This is a genomic window from Mycobacterium sp. pV006 (assembly GCF_041287115.1).
Lineage (GTDB): Bacteria > Actinomycetota > Actinomycetes > Mycobacteriales > Mycobacteriaceae > Mycobacterium.
Genome location: NZ_JBGGKT010000001.1, coordinates 1 through 18,786 on the forward strand (window position 1 = coordinate 1; position 18,786 = coordinate 18,786).

At 60.4% G+C, this 18,786-nt stretch carries 16 protein-coding genes and 1 pseudogene; 2 read left to right on the top strand and 15 right to left on the bottom strand.

Going from position 1 to position 18,786, the window contains the following annotated elements:
- Both ACAG25_RS00005 and ACAG25_RS00010 read left to right on the top strand, forming a co-directional pair.
- Positions 1-548, top strand: a pseudogene (locus tag ACAG25_RS00005) (hypothetical protein); the annotation flags it as partial.
- A gap of 5 nt (positions 549-553) precedes the next feature.
- Positions 554-1,021, top strand: coding sequence for an NUDIX hydrolase (locus tag ACAG25_RS00010; protein ID WP_005086575.1), 468 nt, complete (start codon positions 554-556; stop codon positions 1,019-1,021).
- A 10-nt stretch (positions 1,022-1,031) separates the two neighbouring features.
- Here the strand turns inward: ACAG25_RS00010 and ACAG25_RS00015 are convergent, their stop codons facing one another.
- From ACAG25_RS00015 to ACAG25_RS00085, 15 genes are all read right to left on the bottom strand, one after another.
- The gene (locus ACAG25_RS00015; protein WP_005116484.1) at positions 1,032-1,568 is read right to left on the bottom strand and encodes an HD domain-containing protein; all 537 of its coding nucleotides are present in this window, start codon (positions 1,566-1,568) and stop codon (positions 1,032-1,034) included.
- A 370-nt stretch (positions 1,569-1,938) separates the two neighbouring features.
- Positions 1,939-3,138 (bottom strand): acyl-CoA dehydrogenase family protein, encoded by a 1,200-nt coding sequence (locus ACAG25_RS00020; RefSeq protein ID WP_005086577.1) that lies wholly within the window; start codon positions 3,136-3,138, stop codon positions 1,939-1,941.
- 159 nt (positions 3,139-3,297) lie between these two features.
- Entirely contained in the window at positions 3,298-4,404 is a 1,107-nt protein-coding gene (locus tag ACAG25_RS00025) for an NDMA-dependent alcohol dehydrogenase (protein ID WP_005086578.1), read from the bottom strand.
- 148 nt (positions 4,405-4,552) lie between these two features.
- A complete protein-coding gene (locus ACAG25_RS00030) occupies positions 4,553-4,963 on the bottom strand; it encodes an SCP2 sterol-binding domain-containing protein (protein ID WP_005086579.1) in 411 nt (136 codons plus the stop codon).
- A 91-nt stretch (positions 4,964-5,054) separates the two neighbouring features.
- Positions 5,055-6,113: a BtrH N-terminal domain-containing protein gene (locus ACAG25_RS00035; protein ID WP_005086581.1), complete on the bottom strand. Its 1,059-nt coding sequence runs from the start codon at positions 6,111-6,113 to the stop codon at positions 5,055-5,057.
- A gap of 49 nt (positions 6,114-6,162) precedes the next feature.
- The gene (locus ACAG25_RS00040; RefSeq protein WP_005086582.1) at positions 6,163-7,308 is read right to left on the bottom strand and encodes an acyl-CoA dehydrogenase family protein; all 1,146 of its coding nucleotides are present in this window, start codon (positions 7,306-7,308) and stop codon (positions 6,163-6,165) included.
- A 38-nt stretch (positions 7,309-7,346) separates the two neighbouring features.
- Positions 7,347-8,966 (bottom strand): fatty acid--CoA ligase, encoded by a 1,620-nt coding sequence (locus ACAG25_RS00045; protein WP_017205326.1) that lies wholly within the window; start codon positions 8,964-8,966, stop codon positions 7,347-7,349.
- A gap of 26 nt (positions 8,967-8,992) precedes the next feature.
- On the bottom strand, positions 8,993-9,646 hold the full coding sequence (locus tag ACAG25_RS00050; protein ID WP_011560574.1) for a transglutaminase family protein: 654 nt from the start codon (positions 9,644-9,646) through the stop codon (positions 8,993-8,995).
- Positions 9,643-11,100 carry a cytochrome P450 gene (locus ACAG25_RS00055; RefSeq protein WP_011560575.1) on the bottom strand — a complete coding sequence of 486 codons (1,458 nt, stop codon included), beginning with the start codon at positions 11,098-11,100 and terminating at the stop codon, positions 9,643-9,645. Before ACAG25_RS00055 ends, ACAG25_RS00050 begins: the two co-directional genes overlap by 4 nt.
- A gap of 145 nt (positions 11,101-11,245) precedes the next feature.
- On the bottom strand, positions 11,246-12,745 hold the full coding sequence (locus ACAG25_RS00060) for an NAD(P)/FAD-dependent oxidoreductase (RefSeq protein WP_017205328.1): 1,500 nt from the start codon (positions 12,743-12,745) through the stop codon (positions 11,246-11,248).
- Between the two features lie 76 nt (positions 12,746-12,821).
- A complete protein-coding gene (locus tag ACAG25_RS00065) occupies positions 12,822-13,787 on the bottom strand; it encodes an alpha/beta hydrolase (RefSeq protein WP_012296509.1) in 966 nt (321 codons plus the stop codon).
- Entirely contained in the window at positions 13,784-15,301 is a 1,518-nt protein-coding gene (locus ACAG25_RS00070) for an NAD(P)/FAD-dependent oxidoreductase (protein WP_011560579.1), read from the bottom strand. The genes ACAG25_RS00065 and ACAG25_RS00070 overlap by 4 nt, the downstream gene beginning before the upstream one ends.
- Before the next feature lie 44 nt (positions 15,302-15,345).
- The gene (locus tag ACAG25_RS00075; protein WP_011560580.1) at positions 15,346-16,839 is read right to left on the bottom strand and encodes an NAD(P)/FAD-dependent oxidoreductase; all 1,494 of its coding nucleotides are present in this window, start codon (positions 16,837-16,839) and stop codon (positions 15,346-15,348) included.
- The gene (locus tag ACAG25_RS00080) at positions 16,836-17,759 is read right to left on the bottom strand and encodes a hypothetical protein (protein WP_005086594.1); all 924 of its coding nucleotides are present in this window, start codon (positions 17,757-17,759) and stop codon (positions 16,836-16,838) included. Before ACAG25_RS00080 ends, ACAG25_RS00075 begins: the two co-directional genes overlap by 4 nt.
- A gap of 13 nt (positions 17,760-17,772) precedes the next feature.
- Complete coding sequence (locus ACAG25_RS00085) at positions 17,773-18,627, bottom strand: SDR family NAD(P)-dependent oxidoreductase (RefSeq protein ID WP_011560581.1); 855 nt, start codon at positions 18,625-18,627, stop codon at positions 17,773-17,775.
- Positions 18,628-18,786: the final 159 nt, after the last annotated feature.

The following is an 18,786-nucleotide window of genomic DNA, read 5'->3' on the forward strand; positions in this document are numbered from 1 at the left end:
ATTCAGATCATCCTCGGGAAGGTGCGCCCACTTTCACGCCCCCTCACCGAGGCTCATCCACAGGTTCTGATCATTGCTCGCAGCATTTCGCCGACGCCACCACCGGCATCGACATCCTCGTCCTGGCGGCCACGTTCCTGTTCGACACCCTCGACGGATTCCTCGACACCCTGCTCGCCGCCGCCGCCCGCGGTGTGACGGTGCGGTTTCTCGTCGGGGACCCCGACACCCCCACCACGATCCTGCGCGGCGAGGAGGAAGGGATCGGCGAGGCCGTCATCGCCCGCTGCCGCACGTCCGTGGAACTGCTCGCCCCTCACGCCGGCACCCCGGGGCTGGACATCCGCACCCACGACACCGCGCTCTACACGTCGATCTTTCGGGTCGATGACGCCATGATCGTCAACTTCCACATCTACGGCTCAGCCGGGCGCAACAACCCTGTGCTGGTTCTGTCACGTCACCACGAGCCACGGCTCTGGGCCACCCTTGAAGACGCTTTCACCCAGGTCTGGGACCATGCCAGACCGCTGACCTCGAAAGGCTGACCCCGATGCGCACCGACTACTACAACGACCCCAACGCCCCGGCGCCCAACAGTGTCGTTCCGTCGGCCTCGGCCATCGTCACCGACGAACACGGTCGCATTCTGCTGATCAAACGCCGCGACAACACCCTGTGGGCGCTACCGGGCGGCGGCCACGACATCGGCGAAACTATCGCCGACACCGCCGTGCGGGAAGTCAAAGAGGAAACCGGGCTTGACGTCAAAGTCACGGGTCTGGTCGGTGTCTACACCAATCCCCGCCACGTGGTCGCGTTCACCGATGGCGAAGTCCGCCAGCAATTCTCGCTCCTGTTCACCACCACGGTGCTCGGCGGCACCCTTGCCATCGACCACGAAAGCACGGACATCGCCTGGACTGCACCCGACGAGATCCCTAACCTGGATATGCATCCGTCGATGAGGCTGCGCATCGAGCACTACCTGCAACACCGCGACGGCCCCTACCTCGGCTAACCGGCTGGGTTTATAGCCAGTCGCGTACTCGCCGGACGGCCGCCAACAATTCGTCGCGGCCCGCGTCGACCGCCCGGTGCACCGGGTCCTCGGATCCATAACGCGACAGCACGTCGCGTAACCGATCGCGCGGTGATATCGGCGCCCCGTCAGGTCCGGTCGTCAGATCGCAAAAAGTCAGCACATCAAGGAAATCGCTGGGCGGATCACTGAACGCGGATAAGCCTGACAAGCCCCGCTCGGCAGCCTCCGCGTGCGCTCCGGTATGAAAGGCCACCAAGGAGGCGGCCAGCTCCCCGAAGCCGGCCGCTCGCACGTACTCCGCTCCATCGAGCGGATGAAACCCGGTCCGGCGCAACGACGATGCGTAACCGATATCGTGCAGCCACGCCGCTGCGACCAGACAGTCCGCTGTCTGGGGATCGAAACGCCGACTCAACCGCTCGGCAGTCGCCGCGACGCCCCGGACATGCGCCAACCGCCGCGGCTGCTCAGCCAGCCGCGTCTCGGTCTCGCGCCGTGCACGCTGCGTCAGAACCCCGCTCACAGCCGCCAGCTTACGAGCCACAGCACCATGACGCAGCCCCCTCGCAGCTTATGACGTAGATCCTGGAGGCCAGGATCTGCGAGGAACGGCGGCTACCTGCAGGCTTCGCTACGCTCGCTCTGCTCCCGTACGCTGGCGCTCCCGTCCGCGCCGCTCCCTGCGCTTCGCCCTCCGTCCGCCGCCACGCACACATGCACCCACGACCGGCGCCGGAACTAAGTCGCAGGCCACCACAGCTCTGGCATCACGACGAAGCGCAGCTGCCCTCGCTCCTCGCCGCATCGAGACGCCGCGAGCGGCAGGCTGGACCAACAGCCGCCTGACCGTCGTTGACCTGCGATGTGAGAACTTTCTTTACTGGTATCAAGAACTAGAGTCCGATACGTTTGGCAATGATCTCATTCATGATTTCGTTGGTGCCGCCGCCTATTCCGAGAATCCGGCAGTCTCGGTAGTGTCTCTCGATCTCAGACTCACGCATGTAGCCCATCCCACCAAAGATCTGAACCGCCTCATTGACCACGTAGTCGCACGCATACACAGCGGTGTTCTTGGCCATCGACACCTCGGCAACGACATCCTCCCCCGCTAGCCACCTCTGCATGACCGCACGGGTATAGGTGCACGCCACGTCGACCTGTCGAGCCATCTCCGCGAGCTTATGGCGAATGACCTGGCGCCCCGTCAAGGGTCTACCGAACGTTTCACGCTCCCGCGCCCAACTCTTGGCGAGATCGAGAGCCCGACCCGCCGTCGCGTACGCCTGGACGGCGATGCCGAGCCGTTCAGCCTGAAATTGCTGCATGATCTGCAAAAACCCGCTGTTTGCTGCCCCCACCAGGTTCTCAGCCGGTACGCGAACGTCGACGAAAGACAACTCGGCGGTGTCGCTACATCGCCATCCCATCTTGTCCAACCGGCGGGACACTTCGAATCCAGGCGAATTCTTGTCGATCACGAGCAATGAAACTCCACCGTAACCCGGTCCGCCGGTGCGTACCGCCGTAGTAACGAAGTCCGCCCGAACTCCGCTGGTGATGAACGTCTTTGCTCCGTTGACCACGTAGGTGTCGCCGTCGCGCACTGCGCGTGTGCGCAAATTCGCGACATCTGAACCTGCCCCAGGCTCGGTAACGCCCAGCGAGCCGATCATCTTTCCTGCGAGCGTCGGACGGACATATCGTTCAATCAGGGCGTCGGAGCCATTGGCGGCAATGTGGGGAAGGGCAATGCCATGGGTGAACAAGGCGGCGCAGACGCCAGTGGACCCGCCTGCGGCCAGGATGGCCTCAGTGACCAGTGCAGAGTCAATCGCATTGCCGCCGCTGCCGCCGACTTCTTCCGGGAACCCGATTCCGAGAAGCCCCACCTCGGCAGCATTGAGATGCAGGTCGCGCGGAATCTCACCCACGTGCTCCCATTCCGCTAGCTTCGGCGCGATTTCACGTTCCACGAAAGACCGCGCCATTTGGCTCAGCGCTCGTCGCTCCGGCGTGGTCCACACCTCCGGGGCGATAGCGAAACGAGCAGCCCCATCCCCGCTTGCCGTGGTCGTGCCAGCGTCCGTCATCTCAGCCTCCAGAGAATTTGATAAATGATCTATGAGGTGTCTGATGCTTGCCGTCCTCACGACGGGAAAGAAGGACGCGACGCCAACCACCCAAGCGGCCCGGCCGCATGATCTGCAGCGACGCAAGGACATGAAGACCAGCAGTGGGCATGATGCTCTTCAGAACCGGACCAGCCCTCGGATGTTTTTTCCTGAACGCATATCCTCGTAGCCCTCATTGATTTGGTCGAGGGAGTATTCGCGGGTGACCAATTCATCGAGCTTCAACAACCCAGCGGAGTACAGCTCGACCAGTCGCGGAATATCGTGCGGCGCATTGGATGAGCCATACAAAGCGCCACGAATCTGCTTCTCGTAAAGCGTCATTTCAAGCAGTGATCCTGAGATCGATGAGTCGTCGGGGTGCCCGATGGCCGTGACCACGACGCGCCCGCGCTTTCCGACCAAGGCCAGCGCTTCCGCGGTGTAGGAGGCCTCAGCCACATCGGTGGTGAGGATGCAGACATCAGCCAGCTTGCCCAGCGTCATATCGCTGACCAGCGACCAAGCTTCATCCATCGAGGCCGCGGTGTGCGTCGCACCGAACCCGCTCGCTTGCTCTCGCTTGAACTTCACCGGATCGACCGCCACAATCGCCAGCGCTCCCGCGATTCGCGCGCCCTGAATCGCATTCATTCCGATTCCGCCCGCTCCCACTACCACGACGGTGTCCCCGGCGCGCACCTCCCCAGTCCGCACCGCAGATCCGTAACCGGTCGTGACGCCGCAACCGATCAAGGCTGCCCGATCCAGGGGGATTCCGCCGTCAATCTTGACCACGGACGCCTGCGGCACCACTGTGTACTCGGAAAACGTCCCGAGCAAACACATCTGCCCGACGTCCTCGCCTCGTGCGTGAAAGCGATAGGTGCCGTCGATCTGCGGTCCCATCATGAGCGCCGCTCCCAACTCACAGAGATTGCCCATGCCGCGCGCGCAGTACGAGCAGCGCCCACACGAGGGAAGGAAGGTCAAGATGACAGAATCACCTTCGGACAGTTCCTCAACCCCTTCGCCGCACTCCACGACTGTGCCAGCACCCTCATGACCCCCCACTACCGGCAATGGGATCGGGAGGTCGCCGGTCACCAGATGTTCGTCGGAATGGCACAAGCCGGTGGCCGCCAGCCGCACGAGGACCTCCCCGGGACCTGGCGGATCCAAATCGACTTCTTCGACCTCCCACTTCTGCTCCAAGCCCCACAAAACAGCCGCACGTGTCTTCATGTTGAAGTCCCTTCTATCGAATTACGCTTCTCGAGTAGTTATCCCGACCGCGCACGGTGGTCGCGCGAACTGTCCTGGATGATCTCCGGGCACATCGCCCAGAGGCCCGCGCCGCTCACCCGTGCCCGGGCGCGGTACCGCACCGACATCACACATTGAGCAGGTCGTGACGCTTGTCGGCCTCAAGGATTGCCCGGTATTCCGGAAAGAGGTTCTTTGCCTGCGGTATGAGCTTGATCAGTTTGGTGACAGGACCTTTCGCTCGTACAGTTCCTTTCGCCATCGCCATGGTCAAGTTCACCTTCCCCAACCAGAACCTGTTGCCGGTATCCGCGGACATGAACAATTCGACATTCGGTGTAACGCCACTGTCCGCGCCGGTCTCTACGACCTTCTCCGGCATATCCACGGTTAGTACCGCATCCGGATCGGTGTAGTGGATCCGTAACACCACCCCGGACCCGGCAAGTCTGTTCGCAAGGTCTTCGTTCTCCAAACCTCGTCGAAAGATGCCGGCGAGGTAGCGGTAAACCTCTTCCGCATCAGCGAAGACAGCCATCGTGATTCTCCCTTCTTATGACACAATTCAAAGCGCTCAAATAAATCTGCTGGGTCGCAACCAGTTCGGCTTGCTCCGAAGCAATCAGAACTCATAGGAGTAGATCTCCTGCCTCCCTCAGCGCCTCCGCGAGTCGACGTTCGGCTGTCGGCAATTGCGCAGCCACGGACGCGGCGCCGCTCGCTCTTCGGTGCGGATCTGCACCGCGGTCATAAGCGGCGTGCGCAACCGCGGTCCACAACTCAGATGCGGTCTTTGCAGCCTCCGCTGCTTTAAACGCAGGTTCGAAACTCAACTCTTCAGCGACGCGCCGACATCCACGTGCTTGCAGATCTCGGAACAGACCGCCTCCGGTTCCGGCTTTTTCGATGAAGGCGCTCAGCGCAAACAAGGCTCCGTCGAGGGTGTCGTCGTCAAAGATCTTCGGCCACCGCTTGAGATCCTCCACAAAAGTCGATACCCCTGGTAGCCCACGCACCTGAATTTCACAATCGGAGTCCTCGGTGATCGGCGCGCTCACACACGAACCCTGCATCGCGTCCGCGGACCTACGGAAGGCCGACCGGGCAGCATTGCCGAGATCTGGTGCCGCGCCGGGCCACTCGACTACGTAGGTGGTGTGCCGCGTGGGGACGGGAAATCCCGTCGATGCCCGCGCCTTCCGTAGATTCTCGTAAGGCACGGCTTGAGGTGTATCGCGATCGTTATCGACCACGAAGGCGAGTTCCTCGTCGTCGTCGTACCCTACGATCACGACATCGTGCCGGCTCATACTCAGACGCGTTCTCAGATAGGGCAATTCGGCGATGTCAGTCCACACCATGACCGGCGTACCGGCATCGATCTGTTCGGTCACCCATTTCCACCCGAGATCGGGGTCGTCTGTCGAACGACACTCGAAGCGCGCGCCCAACCGGGTCAAGTATTCGTCTTCGAGGTCCGCGCTGCGTCCAACGAGGTAGATCGGTGGACGTAGGTGGGCCGAGCGAACATACGAGAAGTCGAGGGCCCCGCCGAGAGCAAACACGATGCCTTCGTCCGGGGTGTCATCACCCCAACGGATCCCGGCCCATTCGGTCAAATCCCGAAGAGCCCCCGATCCGCAGTGGCCGCCCATGTCGTGGCGATACGGCACCACCATCGATGCCATCAGTCCTCCTCCTCTAGATGACTAACGTGCGGGCGGCAACTCCTCTGAGTCATAGGGAACGCGAGATGATTTCCTTCATCACCTCGTTCGTGCCGGCATAGATTTTTTGCACGCGCTGATCCACCCACAACCTCGAGATGGGGTACTCGGTCATGTAGCCATATCCGCCGTGAAGCTGCATACAGTCATCGAGTACCTTCATCGCTCGCTCAGTGGTCCACCACTTCGCCATGGCGACGGTCTGCACGTCGAGTTGACCCGCAAGGTGCAGGTCGATGCAGTAGTCGAGGAACACTCGTGCGATGCGCGTTTCTGTCGCGGCTTCAGCCAGCGTGAACTTGGTGTTCTGAAAGCCAAAGACAGGCCGACCGAACGCCTCCCGCTCACGCGTGTACTTGAGCGTCTGCTCCAGGGCAAGTTCCATCGCTGCGACAGCCCCCACCGCGACGATGAGTCGCTCTTGTGGCAGCTGCGTCATCAGCTGAATGAAGCCCTGTCCCTCAGACTGGCCCAGTAGATGCGAGCGCGGAACTCTCACTTCATCGAAGAACAACTCGGAGGTGTCCTGGCCGCGCTGGCCGATTTTGTCGAGAACCTTGCCGCGCCGGAATCCCGCCCGGTCAGCCTCGACAACGATCAAAGAGATGCCCGCAGCGCCCTGGCTCGGATCTGTCTTGGCAACAACGATGATGAGGTCGGCCTGTTGGCCGTTGGTGATGAAAGTCTTGGAGCCGGTGATCACGTACTCGTCACCGTCCAGGAGGGCTTTTGTCTTGACGCTCTGCAGATCGGACCCGGTCCCCGGTTCTGTCATGGCGATCGCCCCGATCATTTCACCGGACGCCATCTTGGGAAGCCACTGCGCGCGCAGCTCTTCAGTCGCGTACTGCAGGATGTAGTGGGCGACGATTCCGCTGTGCAGTCCCGCGCCCCATGAGCTGTCACCTATGCGGGCCTGCTCTTCAAGCACGACCGCTTCGTGCGCGAAAGTGCCACCGCCTCCGCCGTATTCCTCAGGTATAGACATGCAGAGCAGGCCCAGCTCGCCTGCTCGGTTCCACAGTTCTCGGTCGACGTGGTGCTGGTCTGCAAAGCGGTTCGCATGCGGCGCCAATTCGGCCGAGAAGAACTTCGCAGCGAGGTCACGAAGCTCGAGTAATTCGGCATTCATCCAGGGAGAGATTGGTGAGGACATGATTACCTTCCGACTGTTGGAATTCCAGGGATTTGACGTTATGACGTTTCGATTTCGATGAGGTATTCGCCGGCAGAGTGGCGCGCACGGATGACCTTTTTGTCGTACTTTCCGACGCTCGTCCTCGGAATATCGGACACGAAGCTCCATCGCTCGGGAATCCACCATTTGGCGACTTTGTCCGCAAGGAACGATCGGAGTTGGTCAATGTCAACGTCGGTTCCGGGGTGGACGACGACAAGCGCCAACGGCCTTTCCTGCCATTTATCGTCCGCGACGCCGACTACCGCCGCTTCGTACACGGCAGGGTGGCCGATCAGCGTGTTTTCCAGCTCCACCGAGGAGATCCATTCGCCACCTGACTTGATGACGTCTTTCGAGCGGTCGGTCAGTGTCAGATAGCCCTCGGCGTCGATCTTGCCCACATCACCGGTACGCAGCCATCCTTCGTCGAACTTCTCCGTATCGTTGTTTCCGAAATAGGACCCGGTGATCCAGGGACCGCGCGCCTGGATCTCCCCAACTGATTGCCCGTCCCACGGCACGTCTTTCCCGTCGTCGTCCCGCAACCGGATTTCGACACCGCAGATCGGTCGGCCCTGGGATGCGCGCAGCTCCCAGCGCCGCGTCGCGTCGGCTCTGTGAGCCGGACGTGCAACGGTCGCCAACGGAGAGGTTTCGGTCATACCCCAGGCCTGCACAATGGGCACGTCGTACTTCTCTTCGAATGCCCGCATCAACGAAAGCGGAACAGCAGACCCCCCGCACGCGACCAGCCGTAACGAAGAAATGTCCCGCTCAGGGTGCGAATCCAGATATCGGTCGACATCGTTCCAGATCGTCGGCACTGCACCGGCCAAGGTCGGTCTGGTGTCTTCGATGATCGACACCAACGGTTCGGCTTGGAGATACCGGTCAGGCAGTACCAGATCCGCACCGGACATCAACGCTGCGTAAATAAGCCCCCACGCATTGGCGTGAAACATTGGGACGATGGCCAGCACACGGTCGGCCTCGCTGACTGACAAAGCGTTAGCTGTGCAGGCGGTCAGGGAGTGAAGGTACGTCGAACGGTGGCTGTAGACGACGCCTTTGGGATCTCCGGTGGTACCGCTCGTATAACACATGGCCGCGGCGGACAGCTCGTCGAGCTCAGGCCAGTCAAATGATTCTTCTTGGCCGGCAAGCACTTCCTCGTAACGCAGAACGGTCTTCCCGCATCCCTGGAGCGGGGCAAGGTCGCCCTCTCCGGTGACGATGACGGTGTGCACCGACGCCATCGCTGGGAGCGCGCGCGCCAACAACGGGGCAACCGAAGCGTCGACTAGGACGATCTGATCGCTCGCGTGATTGGCGATGTACGCCAGTTGCTCTGGGGCCAAACGAATGTTGAGCGTGTGCAGGACCGCGCCCATGGAGGGAATCGCACAGTAGGCCTCCAGATGTTCCTGGTTGCTCCACTGGAAGGTGGCCACGCGTTGGTCTGCCGTGACGCCAAGACTGCGCAGCGCATTGGCAAGGCGAGCCACTCGCGCCAGCACAATGCGGTAAGGCGTTCTCCGATATCCATTTCCGGTCGGAGTGACGACCTCGCTGTCACCGTGTATGGCTGCCGCATGCTGGACGATCGCCGACACCGTGAGCGGAACATTTTGCATTGTGCTTTGCATCGTGTAGTGCCCTTTCAGGCGAAGAGGTCGGGACGGCTGTTCGGCTGATCGATGAATGTGCCGTAATGCGTTCTCAGTGCTTGCAGGATGTCTGCTAGGGGTAGATCGTCGTAGGCTCCCCGGTCGCGCAGATACTCCATGTGCTGGGTGCCGTCAGCGGTGAAACCATGGAGTAGCGCGTCGCTACGGCCGTCGAATTCGATCGGCGAGACACCGAAGCGTGCGCACAGCTCGCGATTGAACGCCGGGGTGGCCTTTACCCACGCACCGTTGAGGAACATGAGACTGTAGCCGTGGTAGACGAAAACGTCGCTACCACCCATCCGCTCGCGCAATGCCTTGGTCTGGAGGTGGTTTCGGACGTCGGCGAACCCCAGCCGCGCCGGGATTCCCGCCGCTCGGCACGCTGCAGTCAAGAGCACGGCCTTCGGGACGCAGTAGGCCCGTTCTGCGGTCGCGACGGTGCTGGCGCGATACGCGTGCGGGTTGTCGGTCACCGTGTAGGGGTCGTACCAAATGGAGTCACGGACCGCGGTGAAGATGGCGATGGCCTTCTCGGTGTCGCCGCAGGCACCACGGATCGCCGATGACACGAAGTCACGTACCGAATCTTGTTGCCAGTCAAGAAACTCCGTGGGTTCGAGGTAGGGGCTGTGGTCGACGGTCATCGGCGCTTCATCTCCAACGGAAGTCCGTCCACCGGAATGGGCAGCGAGGTGTTGTCCCATCGGACGTGATAGTTCTCCGGAACCTTCCAAGTGAACGAACGCAGCATCCTGTGCAGGATTGCTTTGACTTCGAGCGTCCCGAATTGCATGCCGATGCACTTGTGCGCTCCACCTCCGAACGGAACCCAGGCGAATCGGTGGTGTTGGTCTTCGCGCCGAGGCTCGTCGAAACGTGAGGGATCGAACCGCTCCGGATCACTCCAGATCGTTCGATCGAAGTGATTCACGGCAGGCGTTATAGCGCATAACGTGTTCGAGGGGATGTGATATCCATCGATGGCGACATCTCGAACCGTCTTGCGCATCACCAGCGGAACAGGTGCAAGCAGTCTGAGCGCTTCCTTGATCACGAGGTCGATGACCGTCATCTTCTCCAGGGCCTCGATGTCCGGCAACCCGTCACCGATGGCCGCGGCTTCCGCAGCCGCAGCCTCCTGCCACTGCGGATACTTGGCAAGGAAATAGGTGACCGCTGTGGTGGTGATCGTCGAGGTGTCGTGGGCCGCCATCATCAAGAAGATCATGTGATTCACCACATCCTCGTCGGAAAACCGCTCCCCGTCTTCGGTCGTGGCTTGACAGAGAGCAGCGAACAGATCCTCCGTTTCACCGGCTCGCGCGGCCGGCAGATGCCGGAAGAAGTAGTCCTCCAAAACGCGCCGCCCTTGCACACCAGCGCGGAATCTGGTTCCCGGAAGCGGAGCACGCACAAGGGAACTCGCCGCCCGGACCGTAGCGACGAACGCCTTGTTGACAGCATCGCTCTCGTCCTTGCCGCGGCCGCCCATGAAGACGTCGGTAGCGATGTCGAGGGTGAGTTCCTTCAACAGTGGGTAGATTCGAACCGACGGGCCCACCGGCCACGCAGGCACTGCCGAGCGAACGCATGGCGTTACCTGTTCGACGTATCCGGTCAGGCGCGGACGCGTAAACGCCTCCTGCATGATGCGCCGGTGCATCAAGTGCTCGTCGAAGCTCATGAGCATCAAACCGCGATGGAAGAAGGCGTCGATCAGGAAGGACCAGCCATCCTGAGAGAATGCTTTCGCTTCGCTCGTGAACGCCTCTCGAGTGGCGTCAGGGCCGGCGATGACCACCATCTTGGTGCCGAACGCGCCCATCCACGACACCGAACCCAGACGGTCGTAGCGCTCTCGACTGAAATCCGAGCCGAATCGGATGTAGTCGAGCGTGTGACCTACGAAGGGCAGTCCGGCATCCCCCCGGACGGCTTTCAATCCACTGCCCGCGGGTGCCGGTGCCAGTTCACGAACCGGCCAGTCCCGGCTCCATCGACGCCATCTGTCGTCGACGGCGTGAGGCGCGGGGACCATGATCACAGAGGACAACCGCTCCTTCACGTGGTGCGCAGGTGCGAGAAGGTGATTCGTCATGGTTCCTCCTGGACGCTGGGCCGCTTTGACGGCGTCCACCAGTCTTTACAAAGATGCCATTGATGTCAATATCTAGACATTATTGGCCTAGCGGTTAAGTGCGCGTCTCGTGCCCTTAGTCGGCCAGGCTCGGTTCTGCAGGGTCTCAGACCTTTAGACGCCCGACGTTTCTCAAGACGTAATCGCCGCTGTGCGGCTTCCGGGTAAGGAGTCGATAAACCAAGGTAGGCCCCGGCCAGTTCGTCGGGATTTCCCCGCTCGAGGTTCGATACCAGCTCGCACACAGCGCCCACACCGACCTCCGTAGTCGCCTTCTCAAGCGCGTGTTGTAGCGTTGCGCGCTCTCCGTCCTGACATCGATCGCATGACCCGGATGAGCAGCCACGGCTTTGATGAGCGTTGCGATGTGACGGACTTGTGACTCGATCATGTAGAGGATCGACCCCGAGCCCACATTCGTGTTGGGACCATAAAGCAGGAACAGGTTCGGGAACATGGGGACAGTGATGCCCAGATATGCGTACGCCTGGGTCTTCCACACCTCGGCCAAGGAGACTCCGCGAGAGCCGCGCACGGACATCGGGGCGAGAAAATCGGTGGCGCGAAACCCGGTTCCGTAGATCACGACATCTGCAGGACGAAACTCTCCATCCACGGTCTTGACACCGTTGTCGCAGAGCTCTGCGATAGCCTTCGGCACCAACGACACGCGATCACTCGCGATTGCTGGATAGTAATCATTCGAGAACAGCACTCGCTTGCACCCTGGCGCGTCCGAAGGCATCAATTGCTCGCGCAAAGATGGGCTAGCAACCTGCCGATGTAGGTGGCGGCGCGCGATCGCACCGAGGACGCGTGAGAGGGGCTTCGCGTCGACTAGCGTCACAGCGAGCAACTCGAAAATTAGCCATACCGCGAAACGCTCGAGGCGCAGCGCCATCGGCAATAACTCGCTCACCCTGTCGTGAAGGACTCCATACCTGCTGTCCCACTTCGGCAAGATCCACGGAGCCGTGCGCTGATATAGCGTGACATGCTCCGCCTCCTGGGCGATGTGTGGCACGAATTGGATGGCACTAGCTCCTGTGCCGATGACGGCTACTTGCTTGCCGCGAAGCGAAACCGATCGGTCCCAACGCGCCGAATGAAAGCGCGGCCCCTGGAAGGTGTCTGCGTCGGCAATAACGGGTACGTGGGGCAAGGAGAGCTGACCCACGGCCGAGACGACGACATCGCAGGTTATTGTCTCGTTCGAGTTCGTAACCAGGGTCCAACGCCCTAGCTGGTCATCGAAGGTCATTGCGACAACTTCGGTCTGGGTACGCAGATGCGCGGCCAGTCCGCCACTCTCCACGAGTTGTTGGAGGTACTTGAGTATCTCGGGTTGCTCGGCATATCGCCGTGACCAACGAGGATTGGGCTTGTACGAGAGTGAGTACAACGCTGACGGCACGTCGCAGGCCGCTCCCGGATAGGTGTTGTCACGCCAAACACCCCCGATGTCTGCAGCCTTTTCCAGGATCGTGAAGTTCGTGAACCCGTCCTTCTTCAGCCGGTGGGCCATCGCAACCCCGGCGAAGCCGGCCCCGATGATCACGATCGACGGATCGTATGCGCGACAGGCCGTCGCGAAGTTGCTGCTCATGAGGCAGAGACGACTGACTTCACGCTGCGGCGGTCGAGGTGGTGTAGGTGTAGGAGCATTGCCTGTTCGGACACTTTCACCTGACTTCCGAGGCTTCAAGGAAGCGTCCCGCTCGATGAATCGCGTCTCGGGCTTCGGGAAGAATCCGGAACATAGCCTGGAATACATGGATCTGTCCCCGGTATACCTGGATCTCGACGTGGGATCCAGCTGATTGAAGTCGCTCGGCGAGACGGCGCGAGTCATCGATCAACATTTCTCTCCCGCCCACCTGAATGAGGATCGGCGGCATCGAGGTGAGGTCCGCGTCAAGCACGCTGAGGCGCGGATCTCCGCGATCTGCGCCACCTACGTAGAGGTCAAGAGCGCGCGCCGCTGATTGAGCGGAGGCAAAAGGATCCCGGCGGCGAATTTCACGCGCTCTGGCAAGTTCGCACCTGAGATCCAGGACGGGAGACATCAGCAGCATCGCATCAGGGAGCGGCAATCCAACTGCACGTGCGCCCAAGGCCGTGGCCATCGTGAGCTGACCGCCCGCTGAATCGCCGGCAACCGCGACGGTGCGCTGACAAGAACCCGGGGACCCTCCGCTGGTAAGCCAGCGATACGCATTCAGCGCATCGTCCGCGGCTGCGGGATAGGGATACCGCGGGGCAAGACGATACTTCACTGCGAAGATGGGGCGCCCGCTCGCCGAGGCGAGTTCACCAAGAAGACCGCGGTGCGTCTCCGGCGAGCACATAGAATAGGCGCCGCCGTGGATGTACAGCAAAGGGTTGGCATGCGGATTAATGGCAGGCGTGGTGATCCAGTCCCCACGAACCGGGCCTCCGGCGAATACAGTGTCAACCTTGCGCACTGTGACGCCGCGCCGAGGCCGTGAGGCTACGAGCGCTGTTCGAAGCACGCGATCCATCACCGCAAGTCCGTAGGCGTTTGATGGCATCAGCTGCGCCAGTGGCCGCAGCGTGGTTCGCGAGGACATCGCGACGAGATGACTGGCAAGACTGGGCTGCCAGTCAGGGGCATCCATTCTGGTCACCGGGGACACACCTCTTCGGGCCGATTCTCGAATCGGTAGTCCGAGAGGCGAAAGGTGCGGCTCCGCCAATAGGTCTCCAGAGTCGTTGATGGACGGAGTGGAACGTCACCGTGCCTGTCGAAGTAGTAGCTGTTGGCATTGGAACAGCTCGGCTGCCAGAAAACCTGTCTGTGACGCCGCCTTAGCACTTCGGCGAAATAACGGTCGTTCGCCTCCTTCTTGACCTCCACGCAGTTAGCACCCAGCGCCCGCGCGCGACGAAGACACCGGACGATGTGCCGACTCTGCGCCTCGATGAGCGTGAAGTACGAGGAACCGTTGTAGCCGTACGGGCCGAAGATGTTGAAATGATTCGGAAATCCCGGGACGCTCACCCCTTCGAAGGCCTGCAGTCGATGCTCGTCCCACCATGTAGCCTGCTCCAGCCCGCCGCGTCCCTTCAATACGTAAGTTGGCATGTTGCCCGACTCCATCACTTTGAAGCCGGTGGCCAGGATCAAGACGTCAATGGGATGAGCTTTGCCGTCTCGAGTATGGACGGATGCATGGTCGATATGGGTTATGCCGCTCGTCTCGAGCGAAACGTTGGACCGGTTGTACGTTGCGAGATAGGAATTGTGGAAGCTGGGTCGTTTACAGCCCAACGAGTAGCGCGGAATGAGTTGTTCTCTCGTCGTCGGGTCATGGACCTCACGCCGCATGTACCGCTTTGCGGCGCTCTCCATGACATCGGCGAACGGTATCACCGTATGAAAGTGAGCGGCGATTGGGAAAGTGATTTCCACGAACGCCTGGCTGGCGGTCCGGGTCGCCAATTGTGCCCCCGGCAGGAAATGTAGAAGCCTTCCACCCCACGTCGGTATGGGGAAGTCTGGCTTCGGCAGACAATAAATTGGAGTTCGCTGAAATACCGTCAGACTCTCTGCTTTCTTTGCGACTTCGGGTATCAGTTGCACCGCCGATGCACCGGTACCGATTACTGCAACCCTCTTCCCGCTGAGATCTTTGGCATTGTCCCATCTAGCCGTGTGGAGCGTAACGCCGGCGAAATCTCGCACCCCCTTGATTTCAGGCCACTTTGGCCGACTGAGAACGCCGGAGCAATTTATCACGAAGCGTGCCGTGAACTCCTCACCATTGGCACTGGTCAAATGCCACCGTGTTGCGTTCTCGTCGAAACAAGCCTCGGTAATGGTTGTGTTGAAACGAATATGGTCCCAGAGCCGATACTTTTCAACACATCGCTCGGCATAGGCTTTGAGCTCATTGCCGTGGGCGTACGTGCGCGACCAAGAGGGCCGCATTTCGTATGAGAATTGATAACTGAACGACGGTATATCGACAGCGATACCCGGGTAGGTGTTCCAGTGCCACGTACCACCTACGCCATCGGCGTCATCAACCATCAAGAAGTCGGTAAATCCCGCCTTCATCAAGCTAATGCCAGACCCGATGCCGGAAAATCCAGCTCCTATGATAATTATCTCGTAATTACGGTCGGACTTGCGATCCATTCCTGTATTTCACCGTTCTGACGGTCAGCCCTGCAAACTTGTATTCAGAGTGATTGCGTCAGCTCGACGTGTGTATCGTCGCGCCGGGTTATCACGTAATCATGAGGATCCAAGCGGGATAGTTCTCTCATAAACTGGGTCGCGAAACCTGGGTACATCGTGCCGTTGTAGCCGTCCTCGGTCAAATACCAACTGCTGCACCCCGAATTCCAAGTCGTTCGTCGAAGGCGGCGCTGAATTTCGGAGTGATAGCGGTCCTGACGATCCTCCCTCACATCCAAAGTGCCGATGTCATTTTGCTGAAGGAGCTTGATCGCCTTGACTATATAGTCAATTGCAGCCTCCATATATACGAGCGCCGAGTTGTGGCCTGGCCCGGAATTCGGTCCGAAAGTGAAGAATAAGTTCGGATACCCGGCCACGCTCACGCTCTTGAAGGCAAATGTCCCCTGAGACCATTCATCGCCGAGCTTCCGACCGCCGAGGCCGCTAATCGGGAACGGGGTGCCACGTTTGGCCACATCGAAGCCAGTGGCAAATACGATACAGTCCACTTCGTGCTCGACACCGTCGGCGGTCCGAACACCGTTGGGTGACAATGTGGCGATCGGCCAGCTGATCAGCTTGCAGTTATCCGCCTGTAGCGCAGGGTAATAATCACTGGTCATGAGCATGCGCTTGCATCCAGGCCTGAAATGGGGCGTCAACTGACGTCTCAACCAGGAGTCTTTCACCTGCCGACGGAGATGAGCCTTGGCCGCCAGCTGTATCGCGGACGTCGCGGCGGTGTTCCAGACCATACCCACTGCCATCACTTCGTGGGCCCAAAACCACGCGTCGCGGAGCGCTTGTTCGCTCACCGGCAGGTGTGTGAAGGTCGAACGCGCCCAGGCCGGATGCCTGAAGTTCACCCTGGGCAACACCCAGCCGGGCGTTCTCTGGAAGACTTTGACCGAGGCAGCCGACTTTACGAGCTCGGGAATGATCTGAACCGCGCTCGCGCCTGTCCCGATGACTGCAACCCTCTTACCGCCGAGATCGTAGCCATGGTCCCATCGAGCGCTGTGGATCTTTTTTCCACCGTACGAGTCAATACCCCGAATATCGGGAAAGCTGGCGTTGGCAAGTGGTCCACTGGCCATCACAACTGACCGGGTGTGATACCGCTTTCCATCTGCCGTGTCGGCCATCCAGATGCCGGCACTCTCATCGAATTCCAAGGCAGTCACGTCGGTATCAAACTGGATGAACCGGGCAAGATCGTACTTGTCGACCATATCGTCGATATATTCGAGGATCTCAGCGCTCCCCGAGTAGGTACGAGTCCAGCCCGGATTCGGCTCGAACGAGTAGGAGTAGAGAAGCGAGGGAATATCGCAGGCCGCACCGGGATAAGTATTGTCTCGCCAGGTGCCTCCGACGCGATCTGACCGTTCCAGGATGACGAAGTCATCCGTGCCCTCTTGAAGCAGTCTGATCGCCGCACCGATACCTGCGAACCCGGCGCCGACGATCAACGTCGTCGTGGTGCCTGTCATTTGGCAACCGGTTCGTAGGTCAGTTCGTCCGTCCAGGATGGCGGCCGACCGAAAATCTGAACAGGGAAAACATCGATCGCATTGCCAAGGCGCTGAGACACGAAGTGCAGAGGCTGGGACCGCTTGATGGACGACGACATGTGCGCCTTCAAGATGTGATAGCCGGGCACCCTCCGCGTATGCTCACTGCGATCGCCGACATTGGCATACCGCGTCACTGCGTTGTATAACTTCTCCTCGGACAGACCCATAGCGTTGAGATTCATCAACATGCGCGTCAGGAGCGGGATATACAGCAACGCGCCGGTGAGAATGCGCGGGTCGACAAGAGCACCCGCAGTTTGAATGGCGTGGATTCGCATCGGGCTGGCGCCCAGGTCATTCAAGACCTGGAAGCCAACCGCGAGATGCCTTGATTCGTCGCTGTTGACCTTGTTGAACACCTCCCCGCACACAGGGTCGTCAACCTCATCGAGGAGAAACTTCAGCAGCGCTCCATCGAGCGCAGTCTCCAGTGCCGGAATCGCGGCCCCGATGACGGTCAGGGGCAGGGCTTCCGCATAACGGTCCAGCCATTCGATGACCAGCCGAATATTCTTGTTCGGGACCGGTTTCTCGCCTTCCTCGAGCATGCCCCAGCGACGCATCAAGGCAAGTTCGGCATTGGCGTGACGCTGCTCCTCGGCGTGAAAGTAACGGTAAATGTCTCCGAGCGCTTCGAATGGCGCCTTTGGAGCCATCGCGGCGAAGGCACGTGCTCCAACATGCTCAATCCACACCACGTCGGACATGAATTGCTTGAGTTTGGGACGCTGTTCATCGGTGATCAGTTCCGCGCCAGGGGCGTTCCAATCGATATCGGCAAGAGCCCATTGCTTGTTTTTGATTGTCTCGAGCATGTCACTGTATGCGAAAGCCATTTTCCCTGCTCCTCTACTCGGCTGAATCGTTCCATGAGGCCATGCGCTCCACGAGGCCCAGCGTGCGAGTAAAGGGGCCGGGTAGGGCTCTCTTGAGTTGCCACAAGACTTTGGCATCGAGTTGGGGTACTACATAAATTTGTCCGCGATCGTGCGCGTTCAACGTCGTTCGAGCAACGTGCTGTGGCGAAATGCCGGTCCATTTCATCAGGTTGGCCGCGAGTCTTGCAGCCGCCTCGTCGATTTGAGGATTGTTGACGATGTTCGTCTTCACGAAGGTGGGGCAAAGCACTGTGACGTTGATGTCAGTACCGCTCAGTTCGGCCGCCAATGTCTCCGACAGAGCGAGCACCCCGGCCTTGCTCACGTTGTAAGCCGCCATCCGAGGGGCCGAGCCAAAGCTCGCTGCCGACGCCACATTGATGACTCCGCCATGCCCATTGCTGCGGAGCCGAGGCACAAAAGTCTCGCAGCCGTAGATAACGCCCCAGAGGTTGACAGAAATCGCCGCGTTCCAGTCCTCGATCGACGTCGCGCCGATGCGGTTGCCGCCCGCACCGATTCCGGCGTTGTTGATGACGAGGCTCGCAGCCTTCTCGAACCAGTCTTCGCTCACATCAGCGAGGTTGCGGACCTGCTCAAGATCGGTGACATCGCATTCGATGTCGAAGCCCTCGCCGCCAGCCTGCCTCACCAACTCTGCCGACTCTTTTGCAGTGACGGGATCTTTGTCGGCGCACACCACGCGTCCACCTCGGCGCGCAAGCTCCACGGCGAATGCGCGGCCGATACCGCTTCCTGCGCCCGTGACGACTGCATCGGCGCGGTGCGTTCTGCCTGGTGCGCCGCCGAAGGGCAGCAATCTCATCCGTCTGCCTTTCGGGTCGCGACATGGACGTCTGCTGTGGGGAAACTCTCATCTGGGGGCACCAGCCACCATTGGTGTCGCATGCCACCAGTTTGGTGGTGGAACGAGCACCTTGTCAAGATGGAGAGGTGCGGTCGAGAAACAAGCGCTGGGGTGGTC

Bases quoted from the DNA above. Each gene is read 5' to 3' on its own strand.
- ACAG25_RS00075 (WP_011560580.1), bottom strand. From the start codon at position 16,839: ATGACAGGCACCACGACGACGTTGATCGTCGGCGCCGGGTTCGCAGGT.
- ACAG25_RS00045 (WP_017205326.1), bottom strand. From the start codon at position 8,966: ATGCAAAATGTTCCGCTCACGGTGTCGGCGATCGTCCAGCATGCGGCA.
- ACAG25_RS00030 (WP_005086579.1), bottom strand. From the start codon at position 4,963: ATGGCTGTCTTCGCTGATGCGGAAGAGGTTTACCGCTACCTCGCCGGC.
- ACAG25_RS00055 (WP_011560575.1), bottom strand. From the start codon at position 11,100: ATGACGAATCACCTTCTCGCACCTGCGCACCACGTGAAGGAGCGGTTG.
- ACAG25_RS00085 (WP_011560581.1), bottom strand. From the start codon at position 18,627: ATGAGATTGCTGCCCTTCGGCGGCGCACCAGGCAGAACGCACCGCGCC.
- ACAG25_RS00070 (WP_011560579.1), bottom strand. From the start codon at position 15,301: ATGGATCGCAAGTCCGACCGTAATTACGAGATAATTATCATAGGAGCT.
- ACAG25_RS00010 (WP_005086575.1), top strand. From the start codon at position 554: ATGCGCACCGACTACTACAACGACCCCAACGCCCCGGCGCCCAACAGT.
- ACAG25_RS00025 (WP_005086578.1), bottom strand. From the start codon at position 4,404: ATGAAGACACGTGCGGCTGTTTTGTGGGGCTTGGAGCAGAAGTGGGAG.
- ACAG25_RS00080 (WP_005086594.1), bottom strand. From the start codon at position 17,759: ATGGCTTTCGCATACAGTGACATGCTCGAGACAATCAAAAACAAGCAA.
- ACAG25_RS00050 (WP_011560574.1), bottom strand. From the start codon at position 9,646: ATGACCGTCGACCACAGCCCCTACCTCGAACCCACGGAGTTTCTTGAC.
- ACAG25_RS00035 (WP_005086581.1), bottom strand. From the start codon at position 6,113: ATGGCATCGATGGTGGTGCCGTATCGCCACGACATGGGCGGCCACTGC.
- ACAG25_RS00020 (WP_005086577.1), bottom strand. From the start codon at position 3,138: ATGACGGACGCTGGCACGACCACGGCAAGCGGGGATGGGGCTGCTCGT.
- ACAG25_RS00060 (WP_017205328.1), bottom strand. From the start codon at position 12,745: ATGAGCAGCAACTTCGCGACGGCCTGTCGCGCATACGATCCGTCGATC.
- ACAG25_RS00040 (WP_005086582.1), bottom strand. From the start codon at position 7,308: ATGTCCTCACCAATCTCTCCCTGGATGAATGCCGAATTACTCGAGCTT.